We start from the raw sequence: 16,972 nt of genomic DNA, 5'->3' as shown, positions 1-16,972 counted from the left end.
ATTGCATTCCCGAACAATTTGATGCATCATTTTCATGACAAAAACGTCTTAACTTTCTCTCTACTTTTTCTGGGTAAGGTTAACCACGAATGAATCGCGGTATGACGGTTCGTGGCGGAATGATGGTTAAGCAATTCGTCATTCCGCTGCTTGTTAGCGGAATCTCTTGTTAGCGGATGAGATACCGCGAATGAATCGCGGTATGACGGTTAAGTAGGGTGTCATCCCAGTCTGGGATCTAGCCTTTATTATTTGGTTGAATTTAAGTCTTCTGGATCCCAGTGTCAAGCACTGGGATGACAAAAAAGGGGCTACTCTGATGACGAGAAAGGAGAACACCTACGCACGCTCACTTTGTCATTCCAGCGTGTAAAACATAGACCCCAAGTGTCAGCTACTTTCATGACATCATTATAAAGTGTCACACGCTGGGATGACGAAGAAAGAGCATAAGGCATTGTGTTTTACGGTGTGCATTTGATTAACCGACACTATAAACAGCATCCTTACAATTATGAGATTGAACCACAACTTGCTCAAGCGTTAAACTGCAACGTTTTGCGTCCTTACTGTGATTTTCCCCAAGAACATTTCTCCTCTCTTGTTTTATTTCCTGAGCGAATTTCTCATTAACACCTTCAGCGCCAATCTTTTCCCGAGAGTATATAAGATTAGTACAATTTGTTTTTCTATAGTAATGTACACCAAGACACAAAATTAATAATGCAAGTACACCTGAGCCCATAAGTAATGATAGTCCTATGTCATTAGTCAAAGGGTTCTGGTAAAATTTTTGTACACCATTAACACCATTTGTTGCAAGTAGCCCTAAAGGAAGTGCTACATTTGCAGCAATTACACTGGCTAATAATGCAGTAAATAGTGGTCTGTCGTTGATTACTGATTCTATTTTGTTAGTTCTGCTAACTACTTTTTCGTCAATGTTGATGAAGTCATTCTTAGATTCCCAAGCATTAAGTACAAAATTTGAATGAGTGCCATTGCTATATTCTAGTCTTACAGATTTCATCACTTTGTCCTTTGGCTGGTGCTCCAACACATCATCTAAAATTTTATCTGCATCTTTTCCTTGGGTTTGATATTCTTCAGTATTTCTAAATTGCTTTACTGCTAAATATATTGGAAGAATTGCAAGCAATGAAGCAAGTACAATGACCGGTATAGTAATATAGCTTTGGTAGTTTGCAAAAAGTGCAGCAAATTTTGCTTTATCTTGTAAATATACTAAAGCTGCGGATGCACTAAGCATAACAGCAGTTACAACGGAAATTATAAAGCCCTTCTGCTGAATGGCATATTTTACCCTTGGCAAGAATCTGTTTGTTTTCTTGCTTGGGCTGATTAAAGGAATTTCTGAATCCATTTCACTATTGGTATCATCACTTTCAAGTAGAGAAGGAGTTAAACTATTATTGAGTTTTTCTAACATATCTTTCTCACTTTTTTCCCTATCACAAGAGTCACTAAATTTCGTTTCTCGTATCAACTGCATGAGAGATGGCACTTCATTATTAATTTTTTCCCTATCCCAAGGATCACTAAATTCCGTTTCTTGTGAAACTGATCTTTTCATTCCTGAGCTTTGATTATCTATTCCACTATCTGAACTCTCTTTCGAAGTTTTTTTACTTGGATCTATAGTTGCATAAATATGATTCTCCGGACCATCATCAACTGTATTCTCAAGATTCTGTATAGGCTCTTTAATCCATTTTCCTACTTTGTCTAAATAACCATCATCCGCTGCTCCGTCTGTTCTTGTTGTTGGCTCACTAGATACATTAATCCCTTTAAATGCAATATTGTTTATTTCCTCTTCCCTGACATCAACTTCCGCTATTTCTTGATCTATATTTTCTAAGAGACCCTTCATATCTTTTTCTAATAATCCTTCCTTGATGCTTTTATAAAAGTCATCAGCAGGATTAATGCCCCGCTGATTACCATCAACTAACATGACTTTTTGCGGTAATATACCTTTGTCTTTCTTATATGCTTTTAAAAGAGATAAAACACATAGATGTTTTGCAATTTGTGGATCTTGAGGCTCATTCATTTTTTTAGCTACTTCTGCTGAATTTAGTGGATCTTGACGCTTAGTCGTTCCTCCAACTACTTTAATACCTTGTGCCTGCTCTTCTGTTAAACCTAAATGATTTTTCACTACATACTCTACTGCTTTTATGTATTTTGCAGACGATACAATAGCAACTTCCACTCCGCTTGAAAGTGCAGACTTCAATACAGAATTTAGCTTCTCTTCATTTTTGATTCCTGAGCCTTCCTTTTGTAAAAATTCTTCTATTTTTTCTTTAATTACTGCTTTTTCTTTACCAGAATCATAATCATCATATCCCTTGGATGTAAAGAAATTGCACATAGAATTATTTGTAATTGTTTGATCAAAGTCAAATATTAATAGTGCATTCTCTTCAGACGATGGTAGATTCGTTGCTGGTCCCATATTTACTCCAAAATTAATTATTAATGCTGCATTGATTACGCTATAGTTATTAAGATATAGTAAATACCAATTTACGTATAATTGTTAGTATAGAAATTGTCTATCAAAGATCCTTTCATTCAGAGGGTAATCCTTGTCAAAAAGCAAAGTGATTGTGTTCTCATGGTCTTTTTGTATTTTTATCTGTGATATATTATGAAACTCCTTGTAATCTGATACTACAAGTGCTGGACGGTTTTTTGTGTCGTTAATGTCAATTTGTACGATTGTATCGTTTGATATTAACGCTCCATTCCAATGTCTTGGGTAATAGCTATTGATAGAGGTCAATGCAAGTAAATTTGAATTTAGCGGCAAGATTGGGCCACCGGCAGAGAAGTTATATGCAGTGCTGCCTGTGGGAGTAGATAATATTACTCCGTCCCCTCTAAATTTTTCTACTTTTAGCTTATCATTAATAGTGATATTCATTTCTACTATTTGGTTTGCTTTTCTAAAAACATATACCTCGTTTACCGCTATGTAGTGATACCTCTTGCCACTTGTGTCTGTTGCTTCCATTTTTAGCAAAGTTAACTGAGTTGAAGTTGCATGTTCTATATGATCAATTAAATCTTTAAAGCATTTATTCATCAAAAACCCAACATTGCCGGTATTTACCCCATACACATGCATGTTTTTATTTTCTATGACGTAATTATGCAAGGTACGCAGCATAAAGCCATCACCGCCAACAACTATCAGTAGATCAATTTCGGACTTATTTTCTTCTGTTATATTGATAAAATTAAGTTTCTTTAATAGTTTAGATACTTCCTGCGATTTTGGTGACTCAGAAGCGATATAGCCTATATTTTTGTATTTATGCATCTGAAAAAGAAGCGAAAAACTAGAAAATATCCCCATATTTATCGTTAAACTTAGCTAATTTGCTAGTTTTATTTGTTGATCCACTTGCCAAACTTCCAGTCCATGCAGGGTGAGTGAGAGGATCCCTATCAAGTTTTATCTTATCACCTTCCTTTCCATAAGTGGAACGAGTTTCAAACTCTTGACCATCTGTCATGACTATAGTAACCTTATGATAATCAATTTCTGCCATTGTTGCTTATAAACTTTTAGTCAGTTAATATTCTAGTGAACTTAATTCACTAAGTCAATCATTATTCTAAAATATTGACAAAAAATAAATAAAATGTTATACTTAATAAGGAATAAATATAGTTATCATGGTTTTTGCTTTCCCTGGTCAGGGCTCTCAGTTTGTAGGAATGGGAAAGAGCTTATATAGTGAGTTTTCCGTTGCAAGACAAGTATTTAATGAAGTGGATAGCATATTGGGTAGAAAGCTGTCTAATTTAATCTTCAACGGTCCTATTGAAGAATTAACCATTACAGAAAACACTCAGCCAGCTATAATGGCAGTGTCAATCGCGACGCTACGTGTTATCGAGCATGTGTTTGGTGAATCTCTTTTTTCTAATTATGGAATTAAATATGTTTGTGGACATTCAGTCGGTGAATATACAGCGCTATGTGCTGCAGGGGCATTGACTCTTGAGTCTGCAATCAAGCTGCTGAAAATTCGCAGCGAAGCAATGCATGAAGCTTCTTTGAAATGTGAAGGGGGAATGGTTGCATTGCTTGGAGCGGAGCTAAACGAAGTGGAAGATGTTTTAAAATCAGTCCAGATTGATAGAGTTTGTGAAATTGCAAATGATAACGGTGGTGGGCAAATAGTTATAAGTGGTACTAGAGAAGGTCTTGAAATATTACTCGATTTGCTCAAGAACTTGAACATCAAGAGATTAGTTAAGTTACAGGTTAGTGGACCTTTTCACTCATCTCTTATGAAACCTGCTGATGAAAAAGTTTTGGAATTTTTGGAGGGTATTAAAATAACCCGTCCTATAGTTCCTTTGATATCAAATGTTACAGCTAAAGAGGAGAATGATCCCAAAGTTATAAAAGCTTTACTTGCTAAACAAGTCATAAGCAGAGTGAGATGGAGAGAAATGGTTTTGTATATGGCAAGCCGTGGCATTAACAAATTTGTTGAAATTGGCCCTAATAAAGTTCTATCTAATCTAGTTAAAAGAATTGACCAATCTATCAGTACAAAAAGTATAGGTAATATTGGTGATATTGACAGCTTCTTTAATGAATCATTAATATTGACAGCAAAGAATTTAAAAGTAAAAGCGTATAGCTAGCATAAAGTAAAAATTGGGCTATTATTTACTTTTATTATTGATAGCAGTAAAATGTCAAACATCGACACTAAAGAATATGATCTAACGTTAGGTGATACCACAGTTAAGCTTTTTATTAAAAGTAGCGATACAAGTGGAATCAATTTTATCAATGTGCATCAAAATGAAGTAACTTCAAAAGAAGCTGGCGAGTGTATAATCCAGCAGTTTGGTGGAAGAATGCTGTACATTATCCATGGTGATGGTACCCCACGCAATGTAGAATTTTACTTAAATGGTGAGCGGTATGAATTCGATCCCAATCGTATATTTGACGACGTGGGTGCAGAGGCTAGTTTAAAAGAATTTGGCAATTTTTCAGAAGGTGCTTTGAAAGCAGTTAGAAATTTTGCAGAAAAAATTTTAGATTTCTTGCTTCCTGGTCAAGACCATATCATCGCTCTGCATAATAACTACAACTCTCCCAGCTACTCATTCAAAAGCTATTTTTCTCCACCACTTTCCCGTGATGTACTGAAGATTTATCCAGAAGTATGTCCAGAAAGCAGAACGGGTGAGTTTTTCTACATGACAGTTGAAGATTGGTTTGAGGCTTTAAAACAGAAGGGAGTTTTTAATATAATATTGCAAAACAACAAAGCGGTTGAAGACGATGGTTCTTTATCTGTATATGCTGGAGAAAACAATATTCGGTACTCTAATGTGGAAGCAGAGCATGGTCATTTAGAGCAGCAAATAGATATGCTATCTGCTATGCACAGTGTTTTGTTTCCTAATGCGAACCAACCCTCAACAGTAGAGTTATAGTAGCATAAGGTGTACTATACAATCAACGAACTACCTGTCATTTCATCAGGTTTCTTAATTCCAAGTAGCTGTAAAATAGTAGGGGCAATATCAGATAACCTTCCGTCTCTTAGTTTTAGATTATCGCAAGACACAATAAACGGCACTTTATTTAGAGTGTGTGCTGTATGAGGTGTATTATTTTCTTCATCGAACATACATTCCACATTACCATGGTCTGCAGTAACAATTAATGCGGTGTTGCTTGACTTTTTAACAGCACTCAGCACTTTCGCAAGACAACCATCTACAGCCAGCACAGCTTTCTCGGCTGCTTTTATATTACCTGTATGCCCTACCATATCAGGATTAGCGTAACTTACAACTATCAGCGCGAATTCTTGGGAGTGAATTTTTTCTACAAGCTTTTCTGTGAGCTTGAAGGCTGACATTTCGGGCTGCAAATCATAAGTTTGAACTTTTGGTGAGGGAATGAGTATTCTTTCTTCACCAGAGAAAGGTTTTTCTTTTCCACAATTAAAAAAGAAAGTCACATGAGCGTATTTTTCGGTTTCGGCGATGCGTAATTGTTGCAATTTATTGTCTTCTATTGTTTGTCCTAAAGTGTTAGCAAAAGATATAGGAGGAAAAATATAAGGAATTTTGAGATCTTCTTTATACTTCATCATGCTTAAAATTGAAGAGAGTTTTGCTATTTCAGTATGGTTTGTTTTACTAAGCAAAATACTTGCTAATTGTATCATTCGATCAGCACGAAAGTTAGCCAACAGCACTCCATCTTCTGGTTTTATACCTTGATAGTCACCTATTACTGCGGGCCTGACAAACTCATCAGTTATGTTATTTTGATAATTTTCATCAATCAACGATACTGCATTATCATGACAAGGTGCCTTTGCAAATGCGATAGCCTCATAAGCTTCAATTGTTCTCTCCCACCTGTTATCACGATCCATAGCATAGTAACGCCCAGAAACAGTAGCAATTCTTATGTCATTTCCCTTTATACTCTTTATAAATTCTTGAATGCATTTTTTTCCTGAATTTGGTAATGTGTCTCTGCCATCTAAAAATGCATGTATCACCACTTTGATTCCATGCTGTGATATTTTATTTGCTAAAGTCGAAATATGCTTTTGATGCGAATGAACACCGCCATCTGACACTAATCCCATTATATGGCACACTCCGTTCTTACTTTTTAGATTACTAATAAAACTTTGTAGATTTACATTGTTTTCTATTGCTCCAATCTCTTGATTAATGCGCTGAAGGCTTTGCATTACTACTCTACCACTGCCAATATTCATATGGCCAACTTCTGAATTACCTATTTGACTACCTGGTAACCCAACATCAGCTCCACAGGCGGATAAACTGCATTTTGGATAATTAGAGCTAATATATTGCCAACAGAGTGGATTTGCGTTGCTAATAGCATTATATTTACTGCTTTCTACTCCATTTCCCCAGCCATCTAGTATACATAAAACGATTGATTTAATGCCCATATAAGATTAACACTAGAATTTCATAGAGAAGAGCTCCCCGGGCCGGGTTCGAACCAGCGACTACTTGGTTAACAGCCAAGTGCTCTACCACTGAGCTACCGAGGAATAAACCTTCTTTAATTTATCACGTTGAACGTTGATTGTAAACGTTTTTTGTATACTTTGTAAGAGCCTGTTCAAATTCACTTCGCTTTATTACTTCAACAGTTGCACCAATAATATCTTTTATTTGCATTGCAAAATTCCCTCCTGTATAGCCCGCATCAACCAGTATATTTTTAACTCCAGAAAGGCTTTCTTTTGCATTGTTGACCATTCTCACAGCACTGCTGCGGTCTGTTATTCCTGCAGTTGTTACATAAATTGCATGTCTTGAGTATCAACTGCGATATGGCCCTGAGATTTTTTTACCAGCATCTAGCCTTTTTCTTCAGCAGTATCTGCGTTCTTTACACTCTGAGCATCAATTATGTACAGGTCTTAGCTATATTTCTAGCTGTAACTATAAATGTATAGATTTTTTACCGTGCCATGTTATAATTAACGTCTTGCTAAAAATTAAATATTGATGAATGAACTAAAAAAGTTAAATATTACACAAATGCATGACGGGCTCAAAAAAAGGAGTTTTTCCGCTGTTGAACTTGTAGAGGCGCACATCAGTGCAGTTGAAAATGAGAAATTAAATGCATTTATAACAAAAACCCCAGAGATAGCAATGAAAGCTGCTAAAGCTGCAGATGAACATTTCTCTAGGCAAAAGGATGATTTAATCTCGCCGCTCATGGGTATACCAGTTGGCATCAAAGATCTATTCTGTACAAAAGGAATAAAAACAACAGCATGCTCAAAAATGCTGGAAAATTTCGTTCCGACTTACGAATCTACAGTGTCTGACTTGCTTTTAAAAAGTGGAGCAGCCATGCTCGGTAAGCTTAATATGGATGAATTTGCTATGGGTTCTGCGAATACAAACAGCTATTTTGGCCCTGTTGAAAATGTGTGGATTAGAAAAAGTGATGGGGAAAAAGTTGTTCCTGGTGGATCATCTGGTGGATCTGCAGCATCAGTTGCTGGATTTTTATGCGCTGGAGCGTTAGGAAGCGACACCGGTGGATCTGTACGCCAACCAGCAGCTTATTGTGGAGTAGTTGGAATAAAGCCAACTTATGGAAGATGCTCTCGTTTTGGTATGATTGCATTTGCGAGTTCTCTGGATCAAGCAGGAGTCATTACTCGTTCTGTCTCTGATTCAGCATTAATGCTGGAAGCAATTTGTGGCTATGATAAAAAAGATTCAATATCGAGCGAAAAGCCAGTGCCTAAATTTTCTAGCTTTATAAATGGTGATGTCAAGGGTAAGTGTATTGGTATACCAAAAGAATATAGGATGGATGGAATTTCAGAGGAAATAGTTCATAATTGGGAAAGAGTTGCTTCCTATTTAAAAGAAAATGGCGCTGAAGTTGTTGACATTACTCTGCCACATACTAAATATGCAATACCGGTCTATTATTTAATCTGTTCTGCTGAAACTTCATCCAATCTTGCTCGTTACGATGGTGTGCGTTATGGATTAAGGGTTGATGCTGATACCCTTGAAGAAATGTATTCACTAACAAGAGCAGAAGGTTTTGGTAAAGAGGTGAAAAGAAGAATTTTAATTGGCGCTTATGCGCTTTCTTCAAGTCATTATAATGAATATTACGAAAAAGCGCAGTGCATTAGAGCATTAATCAGAAATGATTTTATAAAAGCATTTGAAAAAATAGATTATATACTTGTACCATCTGCTCCAACAGAAGCTTTTGGCTTAAATGAAAAGCCGGATCCGCTAATTATGTGCATCAATGATGTGTTTACCGTGCCAGCAAGTCTTGCAGGATTGCCTGCTATTTCTGTTCCTGTTGGGCTTTCCAATGAGGGTTTACCACTTGCCTTGCAAGTGATTGGAAATTATTATGACGAAGCTGGAATATTAAATGTGGCAAGTGTGATAGAGCAAAATTGCGGCAGAATAATTAGACCTCTTGCATAACCTATTTTCTGATAGTAATCTTTGCATTAAAATTTGCTAACGAAAAAACTTCTTTGACAAACTCCGCCAGCCCCCTTATCATGACATTAAGGGTATCTCTGACTCAAAACTTGTTTTTGATCTGCGCAGGTTCAATGACAAAATTCAGTAAAAAACTTAGGGTGTTTTTTGGCGGATTACATAAAATTATAGTGGCTGCATGTCTTTTAAAATTTTTCTACATTCAGCCAAATCGCGCTTATTTTAAGCGTTAGCACATTATTACAGCGCCACTTACAGTAATATAGAGTCAAAACTCGCTACTCGGGGCTTCTTTTGCCTTTTTTTTTATTTGGTAAATTTCTTAATATTTATAGCAACATGAACTGGGCAGGAAGGTGTCATTCCAGTGCTCCTTTTTTTCTCATCCGAGTAGCCCCTATGATGTCATTCCAGTGCTTGACACTGGAATCCAGTTTTCCATATAACCTCATCGAAAATGTTGCAACCACTTTCTATGCTAGTTTGCTTGTGAGCAACCTGGATCCCAGTGTCTGGGCACTGGGATGACAAGAAAGAGGCTACTTTCATGACACCATGACAACCGTCATCCCGCTACTTGTTAGCGGCTAAGAGATACCGCGGCGGTATGACGTAGAGTGCTTAGAAGCGGTTATTTTGCTATAAATAGCTGTAATGGCATCATCTATTTTATTGCTATCACAGCCTGTTTGTGCAAGTTCAGCATTCCCACCACAGTTCTTTTCAACTGCTATTGATATTAGTTCTTTTGCGCTAATCTTATTGATTAAATCTTTACTTACTTTAATAATCAAGACTATTTTATCTTTTTCTGTTGCCGTGAAAGCTATTACCGTTTTTGGTTTTTGTTGCTGCAAAACAAACTCTCTTATTACATTTGCTGGAATATCAGTGAAAGTGTGGCTTATAAAATTTATTCCATTTATTTCAGTGCTTTTTATATTCTCTGCACTCACAAGCTTTTTATATAGGTTTCTTATTTCGGTTTCGGATTTTTTGTGTTCTTGACTTAAAACACTTAATCTGCTTGTTATTTCACTTACTGGCACTTTTACGAATTCTGCAACTTTTTTTAAGTTAATTTCATTATCACGTACATAATTAATTGCTTCCTGACCAGTTAAAGCTTCAATTCTCCTCACTCCAAAAGCAACAGAACTTTCTGTTGCTATCTTAAATAAACCGATTTCTCCAGTATGTTCAACGTGCGTGCCACCACATAGCTCTTTCGAATCTCCAATATTTACAACTCTCACCTGATCACCATATTTTTCACCAAACAACGCCATGGCTCCTTCGTCTATTGCCTGATTCATGCTTTGAATTTTTGTAGATGCAGAAAGATTTTCTCTGATTAGAGAGTTTACCATATCCTCTACCCAGAATAACTGATCTTGAGTCACTTGAGTGTTATGGCTGAAGTCGAATCTCAGTCTATCTGGTGCAACTAGGGAACCTTTTTGAGTGACATGATCACCCAAGATTTTCCTCAATGCAAAGTGCAGAAGATGCGTAGCCGAATGATTTCTTCTTAAGGTTTGCCTTCTTTCCTTGTCAATGCTTGCTGCAACTGTATCACCTTTACACATTGAGCCAGATTTAACTATGCATCTGTGCAAATATAGGTCATTAACCTTATTGGTATTCTCGACTATAATAATACTTCTATCAGATTTGATCAGACTGCCAGTATCTCCCACCTGTCCACCTGACTCGCCATAAAAAGGTGTTTTATCAAGTATAATGGTTATCTTTTCTCCCTCCTTTGCAGAATCAATTACTTCATTTTTATAGGAAACTATAGCTAGTATTTTCGCATCACTTACTTCATTGAACTCATAACCAACAAATTTTGTTTTGCCAAATTTATTGATCAAATCAAACCATACTTGCTCAACAGATTTTTCACCAGATCCAGCCCATTTAGCACGTGCTCTCTCTTTTTGTTCTCCCATTGCATTATCAAAACCCTTCTGGTCAAAATTTATTTTTTTCTCTTTTAAAACATCAAGTGTAATATCCAAAGGAAACCCATAGGTGTCATATAGCTTAAATGCTGATTCTCCAGGCAAAGTATCGCCCGATTTTAAATCTGTAGTGAATTTCTCCAGGAGATTGATACCTTTCATCAAAGTGTCTTTAAAGTTTTCTTCCTCTGATTTTAACGTCGTTTCTATTAAGCTTTTGGCTCTGACTAATTCAGGATAAACATCTCCCATATAAGCCGAACTCGTGCTATCTATCAGCGCCGGAAAAATGCGATGGAGTAGAGAATCATTATATCCAAGCAGGTGGATATAACGTGTGGCTCTCCTAATTAATCTGCGTAATACGTAATTCCTGCCCTCATTTCCAGGAAGCACTCCTTCTGCGATGAGAAATGCAGCCGCGCGAAGATGATCTGCTACGATCTTATGCGCTATTTTATTTTCCGTTCTTCCACAGTACTCTTGAGATTTATTGATCAGAGCAGAAAATAGATCAATATCATAGTTATCATGGACATTTTGCATTACAGTAGCTATTCTCTCAAGACCCATTCCAGTATCGATGCATTTTTTTGGCAATTTGTGTAAATTACCTTCTTCATCTTTGTTAAACTCCATGAATACCAGATTCCAGATTTCAACAATTCTATCGTCGTCTTGTAAATTAGGACTCCCATGGTCATAAAAAATTTCAGAACATGGACCGCATGGACCAGTGCTTCCCATACTCCAAAAGTTATCATCCGTTGTAATTCTTATGATTTTATCACTTGAAAAGCCACTTATCTTACGCCAAATCTCGTACGCCTCATCATCAGTATGGTAGACGGTTATGGATAGTCTGTTTTTATCAAGAGATAACTCCTTAGTGATAAATTTCCACGCAAATTCTATCGCAGTTTCCTTAAAGTAATCACCAAAGCTAAAATTTCCGAGCATTTCAAAAAATGTGTGATGCCGAGTTGTATAGCCAACATTTTCAAGATCGTTGTGTTTACCACCTGCTCTTAGGCACTTTTGACTTGAGACAGCACGTTTCATTTCAGTTTTTTGAGCACCAGTAAAAATATTTTTAAACTGCACCATACCAGCATTTGTAAACATGAGTGTTGGGTCATGTTCTGGAATCAAAGAAGAAGAAGAAACCTGCTCGTGGCCATTACTTATAAAAAATTTTATAAATCTTTCTCTGATTTCACTTAACTTCATTATTTTTATTGAGATTATCCATGAATAATAAGCTGCAATGGAAATAAAATCAATACCACTCTCTATAGCTAACTCAAGAAAGGTTTCCCTACGTCATACCGCCGCGGTATCTCAGCATAGATTCCGCTAACGAGTAGCGGAATGACGAATTTGTTGTTTTTCAAATTGTAGGTAAACCTAAGCCACTTTAGCTATAGATCTCAGAACTTCTAGTAACATGCACCTTGTGGTAAGAAAAAATCAATATATTCACGATAAATTTACCTCATATCTGTGTTTTATATGTGGAAATTGGAATGGAAATTTATGTAGGCAAAGAAAAAAGAATAGCAAATGTGGTAACTGAGCACTGGAGTGACATAAAAGGACCAGACAGAGATTGGCCAGAAAGGCACGAAATAGACACTGCAGAAATAATGGGGTCGTGGCAGCATTGTTTTATCATTGAAGTCAAGGATCAAGGTTATATTTGTGAAAATGCAGGAGAAAAGGCTGTTGAATTCTATGGTTTTGAGAAAAAGACGCGCATTGATAATAAGTATGCAATTGATGCACCATTTTTGCGACTATATAAAATAGATGCAGTCATTGATAAACTTGATACTGTAATAGAGAGTAAATGCCCAATCAATGAAGAGGAAGAAAGTGAAAGTGTTAAAATGAGGCAAGTATTGTTGCCACTTGGGAATAAAGAAGGTATAACACACATATTGGGCATAATTACTTTTAAACTCCTTTAATATACAATTTTAATTTGATTCTTTAATAAAATTATTTATACTAATGCTTAATTACTATTAAAGAACTCAATAGTAGTGTTTGTAAATTTATTTGGAATATGAAGAGAATAAAATTAAAAACCAAATCTTCTGTTAAAAAGCGCTTTCACCTTACAGCTAAGGGTAAAGTCATTTCTACTCAGTCAGGCAAAAGGCATGGCATGGTAAAGAGAAGCAAATCTAATATTCGTAATCAGCGCGGTACAACGATTCTTGGTAAATCTGACTCGCGTATAGTTAAGCTTTATATGCCTTATGGTATTTAACAAAATGGAGGTAAAATAAAATGGCTCGGGTAAAACGTGGAGTCACTACTCACGCTCGTCATAAAAAAATATTGAAACTGGCAAAGGGTTATAGAGGACGTGCAAAAAGCTGTTATAGAATTGCATTACAAAGAGTTGAAAAAGCACTGCAATATGCTTACAGAGACAGAAGAACCCGTAAACGTGATTTTCGTAGCTTATGGATAATACGTATTAATGCAGCAGCAAGAGAGCATGGGCTTACTTATGGTAGGTTTATGCATGGTCTTACACTTGCCGGCATTGATTTAAATAGAAAAATTCTTGCTGAGATGGCCGTTAATTATAAGGATGATTTTGCCAAATTAGTAGAAGCTGTAAGTGGTAAACTAGCGGAGAATTCTTAAAGTAAAAACACCATGAGAATTATTTTCATGGGATCACCAGGATTTGCTGTTAATTCTCTGAGCTTGTTACTGAAATCAAAGAGCGAAGTGGTAGCAGTATACACTAAGGCTCCAAAACCTTCAGGACGTGGGCAGAAGCCAACGAAATCTCCAGTACATGTTATCGCTAAAGAAAGTAACATAGAGGTATGTACTCCTATCTCTCTAAAGTTTTCGGCAGAGCAAGAAAAATTTAGAAATTTCAAACCAGACGTTGCAGTTGTTGCTGCGTATGGATTGATACTTCCAAGAGAAATTTTGAATATTCCTAAATATGGTTGTATTAATATTCACCCTTCATTACTACCAAGGTGGCGTGGTGCAGCTCCGATACAGCACACAATTTTAGCAGGAGATCAAGAAACCGGGGTTAGCATTATGCAATTGGATGAAGGATTAGATTCCGGCCCTGTTTTAAAACAGGAAAAATTTCTTATCGAAAAGAACGATAACTACAAGACATTGCATGATAAATTGTCTGAATTAGGCAGTGATTTACTGCTGAAAGTGCTAAACGAAATTGAAAAACAGGTTCCCTTAAAACAGAACGATAATGATGCATGTTACGCTGACAAAGTGGAAGATTATAAAATTTATGCAAGTGATGCTTGTGAGGTTGCTTATAGAAAGGTTAAAGCATTTTACCCAAAAGCGTTCATCAAGATAGAGAATAAACGTATCAGGATACTTAATGCTGACTTTGAAGCTCTCGCTTCAGAACAAGGCAAGATCGTTAATGATAATATGCACATAAGTTTAAAAGGTGGCACTTTAATTCCTAAAGTTGTACAAATGGAAGGGAGAAATCCTTGCAGTATTGAAGATTTTATTCGTGGCTTGAAATCAAGCATGGTAAAAAAATTTATAGAATAGACTGCTTTGAAGGAAAGGTTAGGAGAGCTAAAGCAACTTCTACAATTTGGTATTCCGCTGCTTGTTAGCGGAATCTACAACAAGATACCGCGTTTTGGTGTACGAACATTGCAATTTGCAGGTAATTTGAGTAGTAGATGGTGTCATTCCAGTGCTTGACACTGGAATCCAGTTTCTATTGTACAGCCACCTGGTGTGCTCATTTAAAGTGAAGTTTTCTGGATCCCAGTGTCTGGGCACTGGGATGACATCTTTCTTGGTCTCTTGTATCACAATGTTCGTACAGCTGTGAATACCACGGCGGTATGACGTAGTAGCTATATATAGGCAAATTCCTTTTTCTTATATATAATCTTAAAAGACTTTCTGTACAAAAATGAAAATAAAAAGAGCTTTAATATCAGTATACGACAAAACGAATATAATTGATCTTGCATCGTTTTTAATGCAGCAACAAACAGAAATTCTCTCAACGGGAAATACTTATAAAGCGCTATCTGATGCCGGAATAAAAACACAAGAGGTCTCAGATTACACACAATTTCCAGAGATACTGGGTGGTAGAGTAAAAACTTTACACCCTAAAATTCATGGAGGAATACTTTGCAATAGAGAAAAGCACAAAACGGAAATGCAAAATCTAGGTGTTGAGCCAATAGACCTGCTTATAACTAACCTATACCCATTTTGGGAGACAGTAAGTAGCGGCTCAAATGAAGATCAAATTATAGAACAAATTGATATCGGCGGAGTGGCGTTAATTAGAGCTGCAGCAAAAAACTTTCGTTTTACTTCAGTTATTTCTAGCATTCAAGACTACGAAGCACTAAAAGCTGAGATGATAAAAAATAACAATGGAACAACATTGGAATATAGAAAACATTTAGCAACTAAAGCATTTGCTCTCACTGCACACTATGACTCTAATATTCACAGTTGGTTTTTATCCCAGAGTAAAAATAATGAGTTGCCAGAGTTTTTTGCACTATATGGACATAAAGTACAAGAACTCAGGTATGGTGAAAATCCCCATCAAAAAGCTGCATTTTATAGCAATCAATTTACCAAATATCCGTTGGAAAAAATACATGGAAAAGAGCTGAGTTATAATAATATAGTAGATATAGAATCTGCACTTAACATAATTTCTGAATTTGAAGAACCTGCAGCAGTGATAATAAAGCACAATAACCCATGTGGCGCTGCTATTGGTGATAATGCTTTAGAGGCATATGAAAAGGCTCTATCGTGTGATGAAACAAGCAGTTTTGGCGGAATAGTCGCTTTAAATCGGGAGATAGATTTAAAGCTAGCAGAAAAATTAAACGAGATATTTTTGGAAGTAGTGATAGCACCTTCAGTCAGCAATGAAGCACTAAAAATTTTGCAAAGAAAGAAAAATTTAAGAGTGATTATTCATAAATCTTTCCAACAAAATGTGAAATACCAAACTAAAAATGTTGTTGGTGGGTTTTTGGTGCAAGAAAATAATGACCACACAATAAAAGCAGAACAAGTAACAGAATACACTACAACAGAAAAAGAAAAGGAAGATCTTATTTTTGCCTGGAAAATATGTAAACATGTGAAATCCAACGCAATAGTTATAGCAAAAGATGGTTGTGCTATTGGCATCGGTGCAGGACAAACAAGCAGAATAGATAGTGTGAACATTGCAGTAAAAAAAGCAGGTAAAAAATGTAAAGGTGCAGTGCTTGCTTCAGATGCATTTTTTCCATTCCCAGATAGCATAGTAGAAAGTGCAAAACATGGAATTACAGCTATAATTCAGCCTGGTGGCTCGCTGAAAGATCAAGATGTGATAAAAGCTGCAAATGAAAATAAAATTGCTATGTTTTTCACTGGCGTTCGCAGTTTTTTCCATTAAGCTTTGTGTCTTATGGCTAGAGATTTTTCCATATCATACCACCATAACTGTACGAACATTGTGATTTGAGTCCACAAGGGAGGATGTCATTCAAGTAGCCCCCTTCCCCTGTTATCCCAGTGCTCTGACTACTTGGATCCAGATTGAACACTGAGCTGGTGAGTATAAAAGTATAGCTTCTACGTCATACCGCTGCGGACCGTCATACCGTGATTTATTCACGGTATCTCATCCGCTAACACGTAGCGGAATACTTAACCATCATCTACACCGTCATACCGCGATTCATTCGCGGTATCTCATCCGCTAACAAGAGATCCCGCTAACACGTAGCGGGATGACGAGATGCCACCGCGAACCGTCATACCGCGATTCATTCGCGGTATCTTTTAGCCGCTAACACGTAGCGGTATGATGATTCTTCAAATCGTCAAGGTGTCATCCAAGTAGCCTTCTCTTCCTGTCATCC

17 protein-coding genes, 1 tRNA gene and 1 pseudogene are annotated in these 16,972 nt (G+C 36.6%); 8 read left to right on the top strand and 11 right to left on the bottom strand.

Annotated features, from left to right (window positions below; genetic code table 11):
• Positions 1–153: 153 nt before the first annotated feature.
• From OZD70_RS04445 to rpmE, 4 genes are all read right to left on the bottom strand, one after another.
• The gene (locus OZD70_RS04445) at positions 154–339 is read right to left on the bottom strand and encodes a hypothetical protein (protein ID WP_275021152.1); all 186 of its coding nucleotides are present in this window, start codon (positions 337–339) and stop codon (positions 154–156) included.
• Positions 340–481: 142 nt separating this feature from the next.
• Positions 482–2,485, bottom strand: a complete 2,004-nt coding sequence (locus OZD70_RS04440; protein WP_275021151.1) for a hypothetical protein — start codon at positions 2,483–2,485, stop codon at positions 482–484.
• An 84-nt stretch (positions 2,486–2,569) separates the two neighbouring features.
• Positions 2,570–3,355, bottom strand: coding sequence for an NAD kinase (locus tag OZD70_RS04435; protein WP_275021150.1), 786 nt, complete (start codon positions 3,353–3,355; stop codon positions 2,570–2,572).
• A gap of 19 nt (positions 3,356–3,374) precedes the next feature.
• The gene (rpmE, locus tag OZD70_RS04430) at positions 3,375–3,587 is read right to left on the bottom strand and encodes a 50S ribosomal protein L31 (protein WP_275021149.1); all 213 of its coding nucleotides are present in this window, start codon (positions 3,585–3,587) and stop codon (positions 3,375–3,377) included.
• 127 nt (positions 3,588–3,714) lie between these two features.
• Here rpmE and fabD point away from each other — a divergent pair, with 127 nt between their 5' ends.
• Together fabD and OZD70_RS04420 are read left to right on the top strand one after the other, a co-directional pair.
• Positions 3,715–4,698 carry an ACP S-malonyltransferase gene (gene fabD / locus OZD70_RS04425; RefSeq protein ID WP_275021148.1) on the top strand — a complete coding sequence of 328 codons (984 nt, stop codon included), beginning with the start codon at positions 3,715–3,717 and terminating at the stop codon, positions 4,696–4,698.
• A 51-nt stretch (positions 4,699–4,749) separates the two neighbouring features.
• Positions 4,750–5,505, top strand: a complete 756-nt coding sequence (locus tag OZD70_RS04420) for a hypothetical protein (RefSeq protein WP_275021147.1) — start codon at positions 4,750–4,752, stop codon at positions 5,503–5,505.
• A 14-nt stretch (positions 5,506–5,519) separates the two neighbouring features.
• On the opposite strand, the gene gpmI is transcribed toward OZD70_RS04420, so the two are convergent.
• From gpmI to OZD70_RS04405, 3 genes are all read right to left on the bottom strand, one after another.
• Complete coding sequence (gene gpmI / locus OZD70_RS04415; RefSeq protein WP_275021146.1) at positions 5,520–7,016, bottom strand: 2,3-bisphosphoglycerate-independent phosphoglycerate mutase; 1,497 nt, start codon at positions 7,014–7,016, stop codon at positions 5,520–5,522.
• 33 nt (positions 7,017–7,049) lie between these two features.
• Positions 7,050–7,121, bottom strand: a tRNA-Asn gene (locus OZD70_RS04410).
• Positions 7,122–7,140: 19 nt separating this feature from the next.
• Positions 7,141–7,332, bottom strand: coding sequence for a hypothetical protein (locus tag OZD70_RS04405; RefSeq protein WP_182183065.1), 192 nt, complete (start codon positions 7,330–7,332; stop codon positions 7,141–7,143).
• A gap of 252 nt (positions 7,333–7,584) precedes the next feature.
• Between OZD70_RS04405 and gatA the strand changes: the two genes are divergently transcribed.
• Positions 7,585–9,054 (top strand): Asp-tRNA(Asn)/Glu-tRNA(Gln) amidotransferase subunit GatA, encoded by a 1,470-nt coding sequence (gene gatA, locus OZD70_RS04400; RefSeq protein ID WP_275021145.1) that lies wholly within the window; start codon positions 7,585–7,587, stop codon positions 9,052–9,054.
• A gap of 426 nt (positions 9,055–9,480) precedes the next feature.
• Here gatA and OZD70_RS04395 read toward each other — a convergent pair whose 3' ends face one another.
• Positions 9,481–9,624 (bottom strand): hypothetical protein, encoded by a 144-nt coding sequence (locus OZD70_RS04395; RefSeq protein ID WP_259346621.1) that lies wholly within the window; start codon positions 9,622–9,624, stop codon positions 9,481–9,483.
• Between the two features lie 38 nt (positions 9,625–9,662).
• Positions 9,663–12,272, bottom strand: a complete 2,610-nt coding sequence (gene alaS, locus OZD70_RS04390; RefSeq protein ID WP_275021144.1) for an alanine--tRNA ligase — start codon at positions 12,270–12,272, stop codon at positions 9,663–9,665.
• 296 nt (positions 12,273–12,568) lie between these two features.
• Here alaS and OZD70_RS04385 point away from each other — a divergent pair, with 296 nt between their 5' ends.
• The 4 genes from OZD70_RS04385 to fmt all read left to right on the top strand — a co-directional run bounded on the left by OZD70_RS04385 (position 12,569) and on the right by fmt (position 14,615).
• Positions 12,569–13,012 (top strand): PAS domain-containing protein, encoded by a 444-nt coding sequence (locus OZD70_RS04385; protein WP_182183071.1) that lies wholly within the window; start codon positions 12,569–12,571, stop codon positions 13,010–13,012.
• A 98-nt stretch (positions 13,013–13,110) separates the two neighbouring features.
• Complete coding sequence (gene rpmI / locus OZD70_RS04380; RefSeq protein ID WP_064125368.1) at positions 13,111–13,317, top strand: 50S ribosomal protein L35; 207 nt, start codon at positions 13,111–13,113, stop codon at positions 13,315–13,317.
• A 20-nt stretch (positions 13,318–13,337) separates the two neighbouring features.
• Positions 13,338–13,703 carry a 50S ribosomal protein L20 gene (gene rplT / locus OZD70_RS04375; RefSeq protein ID WP_064125369.1) on the top strand — a complete coding sequence of 122 codons (366 nt, stop codon included), beginning with the start codon at positions 13,338–13,340 and terminating at the stop codon, positions 13,701–13,703.
• A gap of 12 nt (positions 13,704–13,715) precedes the next feature.
• Positions 13,716–14,615 (top strand): methionyl-tRNA formyltransferase, encoded by a 900-nt coding sequence (fmt, locus tag OZD70_RS04370; RefSeq protein WP_182183074.1) that lies wholly within the window; start codon positions 13,716–13,718, stop codon positions 14,613–14,615.
• Positions 14,616–14,702: 87 nt separating this feature from the next.
• On the opposite strand, the pseudogene OZD70_RS04365 reads toward fmt, so the two are convergent.
• Positions 14,703–14,858, bottom strand: a pseudogene (locus OZD70_RS04365) (WPE palindromic element domain-containing protein); the annotation flags it as partial.
• Positions 14,859–14,991: 133 nt separating this feature from the next.
• On the opposite strand from OZD70_RS04365, the gene purH reads away from it, so the two are divergent.
• Positions 14,992–16,503 (top strand): bifunctional phosphoribosylaminoimidazolecarboxamide formyltransferase/IMP cyclohydrolase, encoded by a 1,512-nt coding sequence (gene purH / locus OZD70_RS04360; protein WP_275021143.1) that lies wholly within the window; start codon positions 14,992–14,994, stop codon positions 16,501–16,503.
• A gap of 16 nt (positions 16,504–16,519) precedes the next feature.
• Here the strand turns inward: purH and OZD70_RS04355 are convergent, their stop codons facing one another.
• Positions 16,520–16,654 carry a hypothetical protein gene (locus OZD70_RS04355; RefSeq protein WP_259346622.1) on the bottom strand — a complete coding sequence of 45 codons (135 nt, stop codon included), beginning with the start codon at positions 16,652–16,654 and terminating at the stop codon, positions 16,520–16,522.
• Positions 16,655–16,972: the final 318 nt, after the last annotated feature.

This window comes from Wolbachia endosymbiont of Drosophila tsacasi, assembly GCF_028982115.1.
In the GTDB taxonomy this organism is placed as follows: Bacteria; Pseudomonadota; Alphaproteobacteria; order Rickettsiales; family Anaplasmataceae; genus Wolbachia; species Wolbachia pipientis_B.
This window is presented reverse-complemented; position numbering and strand designations above follow the sequence as displayed.

Coding starts and splice junctions, on each gene's coding strand:
- OZD70_RS04440 (WP_275021151.1), bottom strand. CDS start 2,485: ATGGGACCAGCAACGAATCTACCATCGTCTGAAGAGAATGCACTATTA.
- OZD70_RS04435 (WP_275021150.1), bottom strand. CDS start 3,355: ATGCATAAATACAAAAATATAGGCTATATCGCTTCTGAGTCACCAAAA.
- rpmE (WP_275021149.1), bottom strand. CDS start 3,587: ATGGCAGAAATTGATTATCATAAGGTTACTATAGTCATGACAGATGGT.
- fabD (WP_275021148.1), top strand. CDS start 3,715: ATGGTTTTTGCTTTCCCTGGTCAGGGCTCTCAGTTTGTAGGAATGGGA.
- OZD70_RS04420 (WP_275021147.1), top strand. CDS start 4,750: ATGTCAAACATCGACACTAAAGAATATGATCTAACGTTAGGTGATACC.
- gpmI (WP_275021146.1), bottom strand. CDS start 7,016: ATGGGCATTAAATCAATCGTTTTATGTATACTAGATGGCTGGGGAAAT.
- OZD70_RS04405 (WP_182183065.1), bottom strand. CDS start 7,332: ATGGTCAACAATGCAAAAGAAAGCCTTTCTGGAGTTAAAAATATACTG.
- gatA (WP_275021145.1), top strand. CDS start 7,585: ATGAATGAACTAAAAAAGTTAAATATTACACAAATGCATGACGGGCTC.
- OZD70_RS04395 (WP_259346621.1), bottom strand. CDS start 9,624: ATGAAAGTAGCCTCTTTCTTGTCATCCCAGTGCCCAGACACTGGGATC.
- alaS (WP_275021144.1), bottom strand. CDS start 12,272: ATGAAGTTAAGTGAAATCAGAGAAAGATTTATAAAATTTTTTATAAGT.
- OZD70_RS04385 (WP_182183071.1), top strand. CDS start 12,569: ATGGAAATTTATGTAGGCAAAGAAAAAAGAATAGCAAATGTGGTAACT.
- rpmI (WP_064125368.1), top strand. CDS start 13,111: ATGAAGAGAATAAAATTAAAAACCAAATCTTCTGTTAAAAAGCGCTTT.
- rplT (WP_064125369.1), top strand. CDS start 13,338: ATGGCTCGGGTAAAACGTGGAGTCACTACTCACGCTCGTCATAAAAAA.
- fmt (WP_182183074.1), top strand. CDS start 13,716: ATGAGAATTATTTTCATGGGATCACCAGGATTTGCTGTTAATTCTCTG.
- purH (WP_275021143.1), top strand. CDS start 14,992: ATGAAAATAAAAAGAGCTTTAATATCAGTATACGACAAAACGAATATA.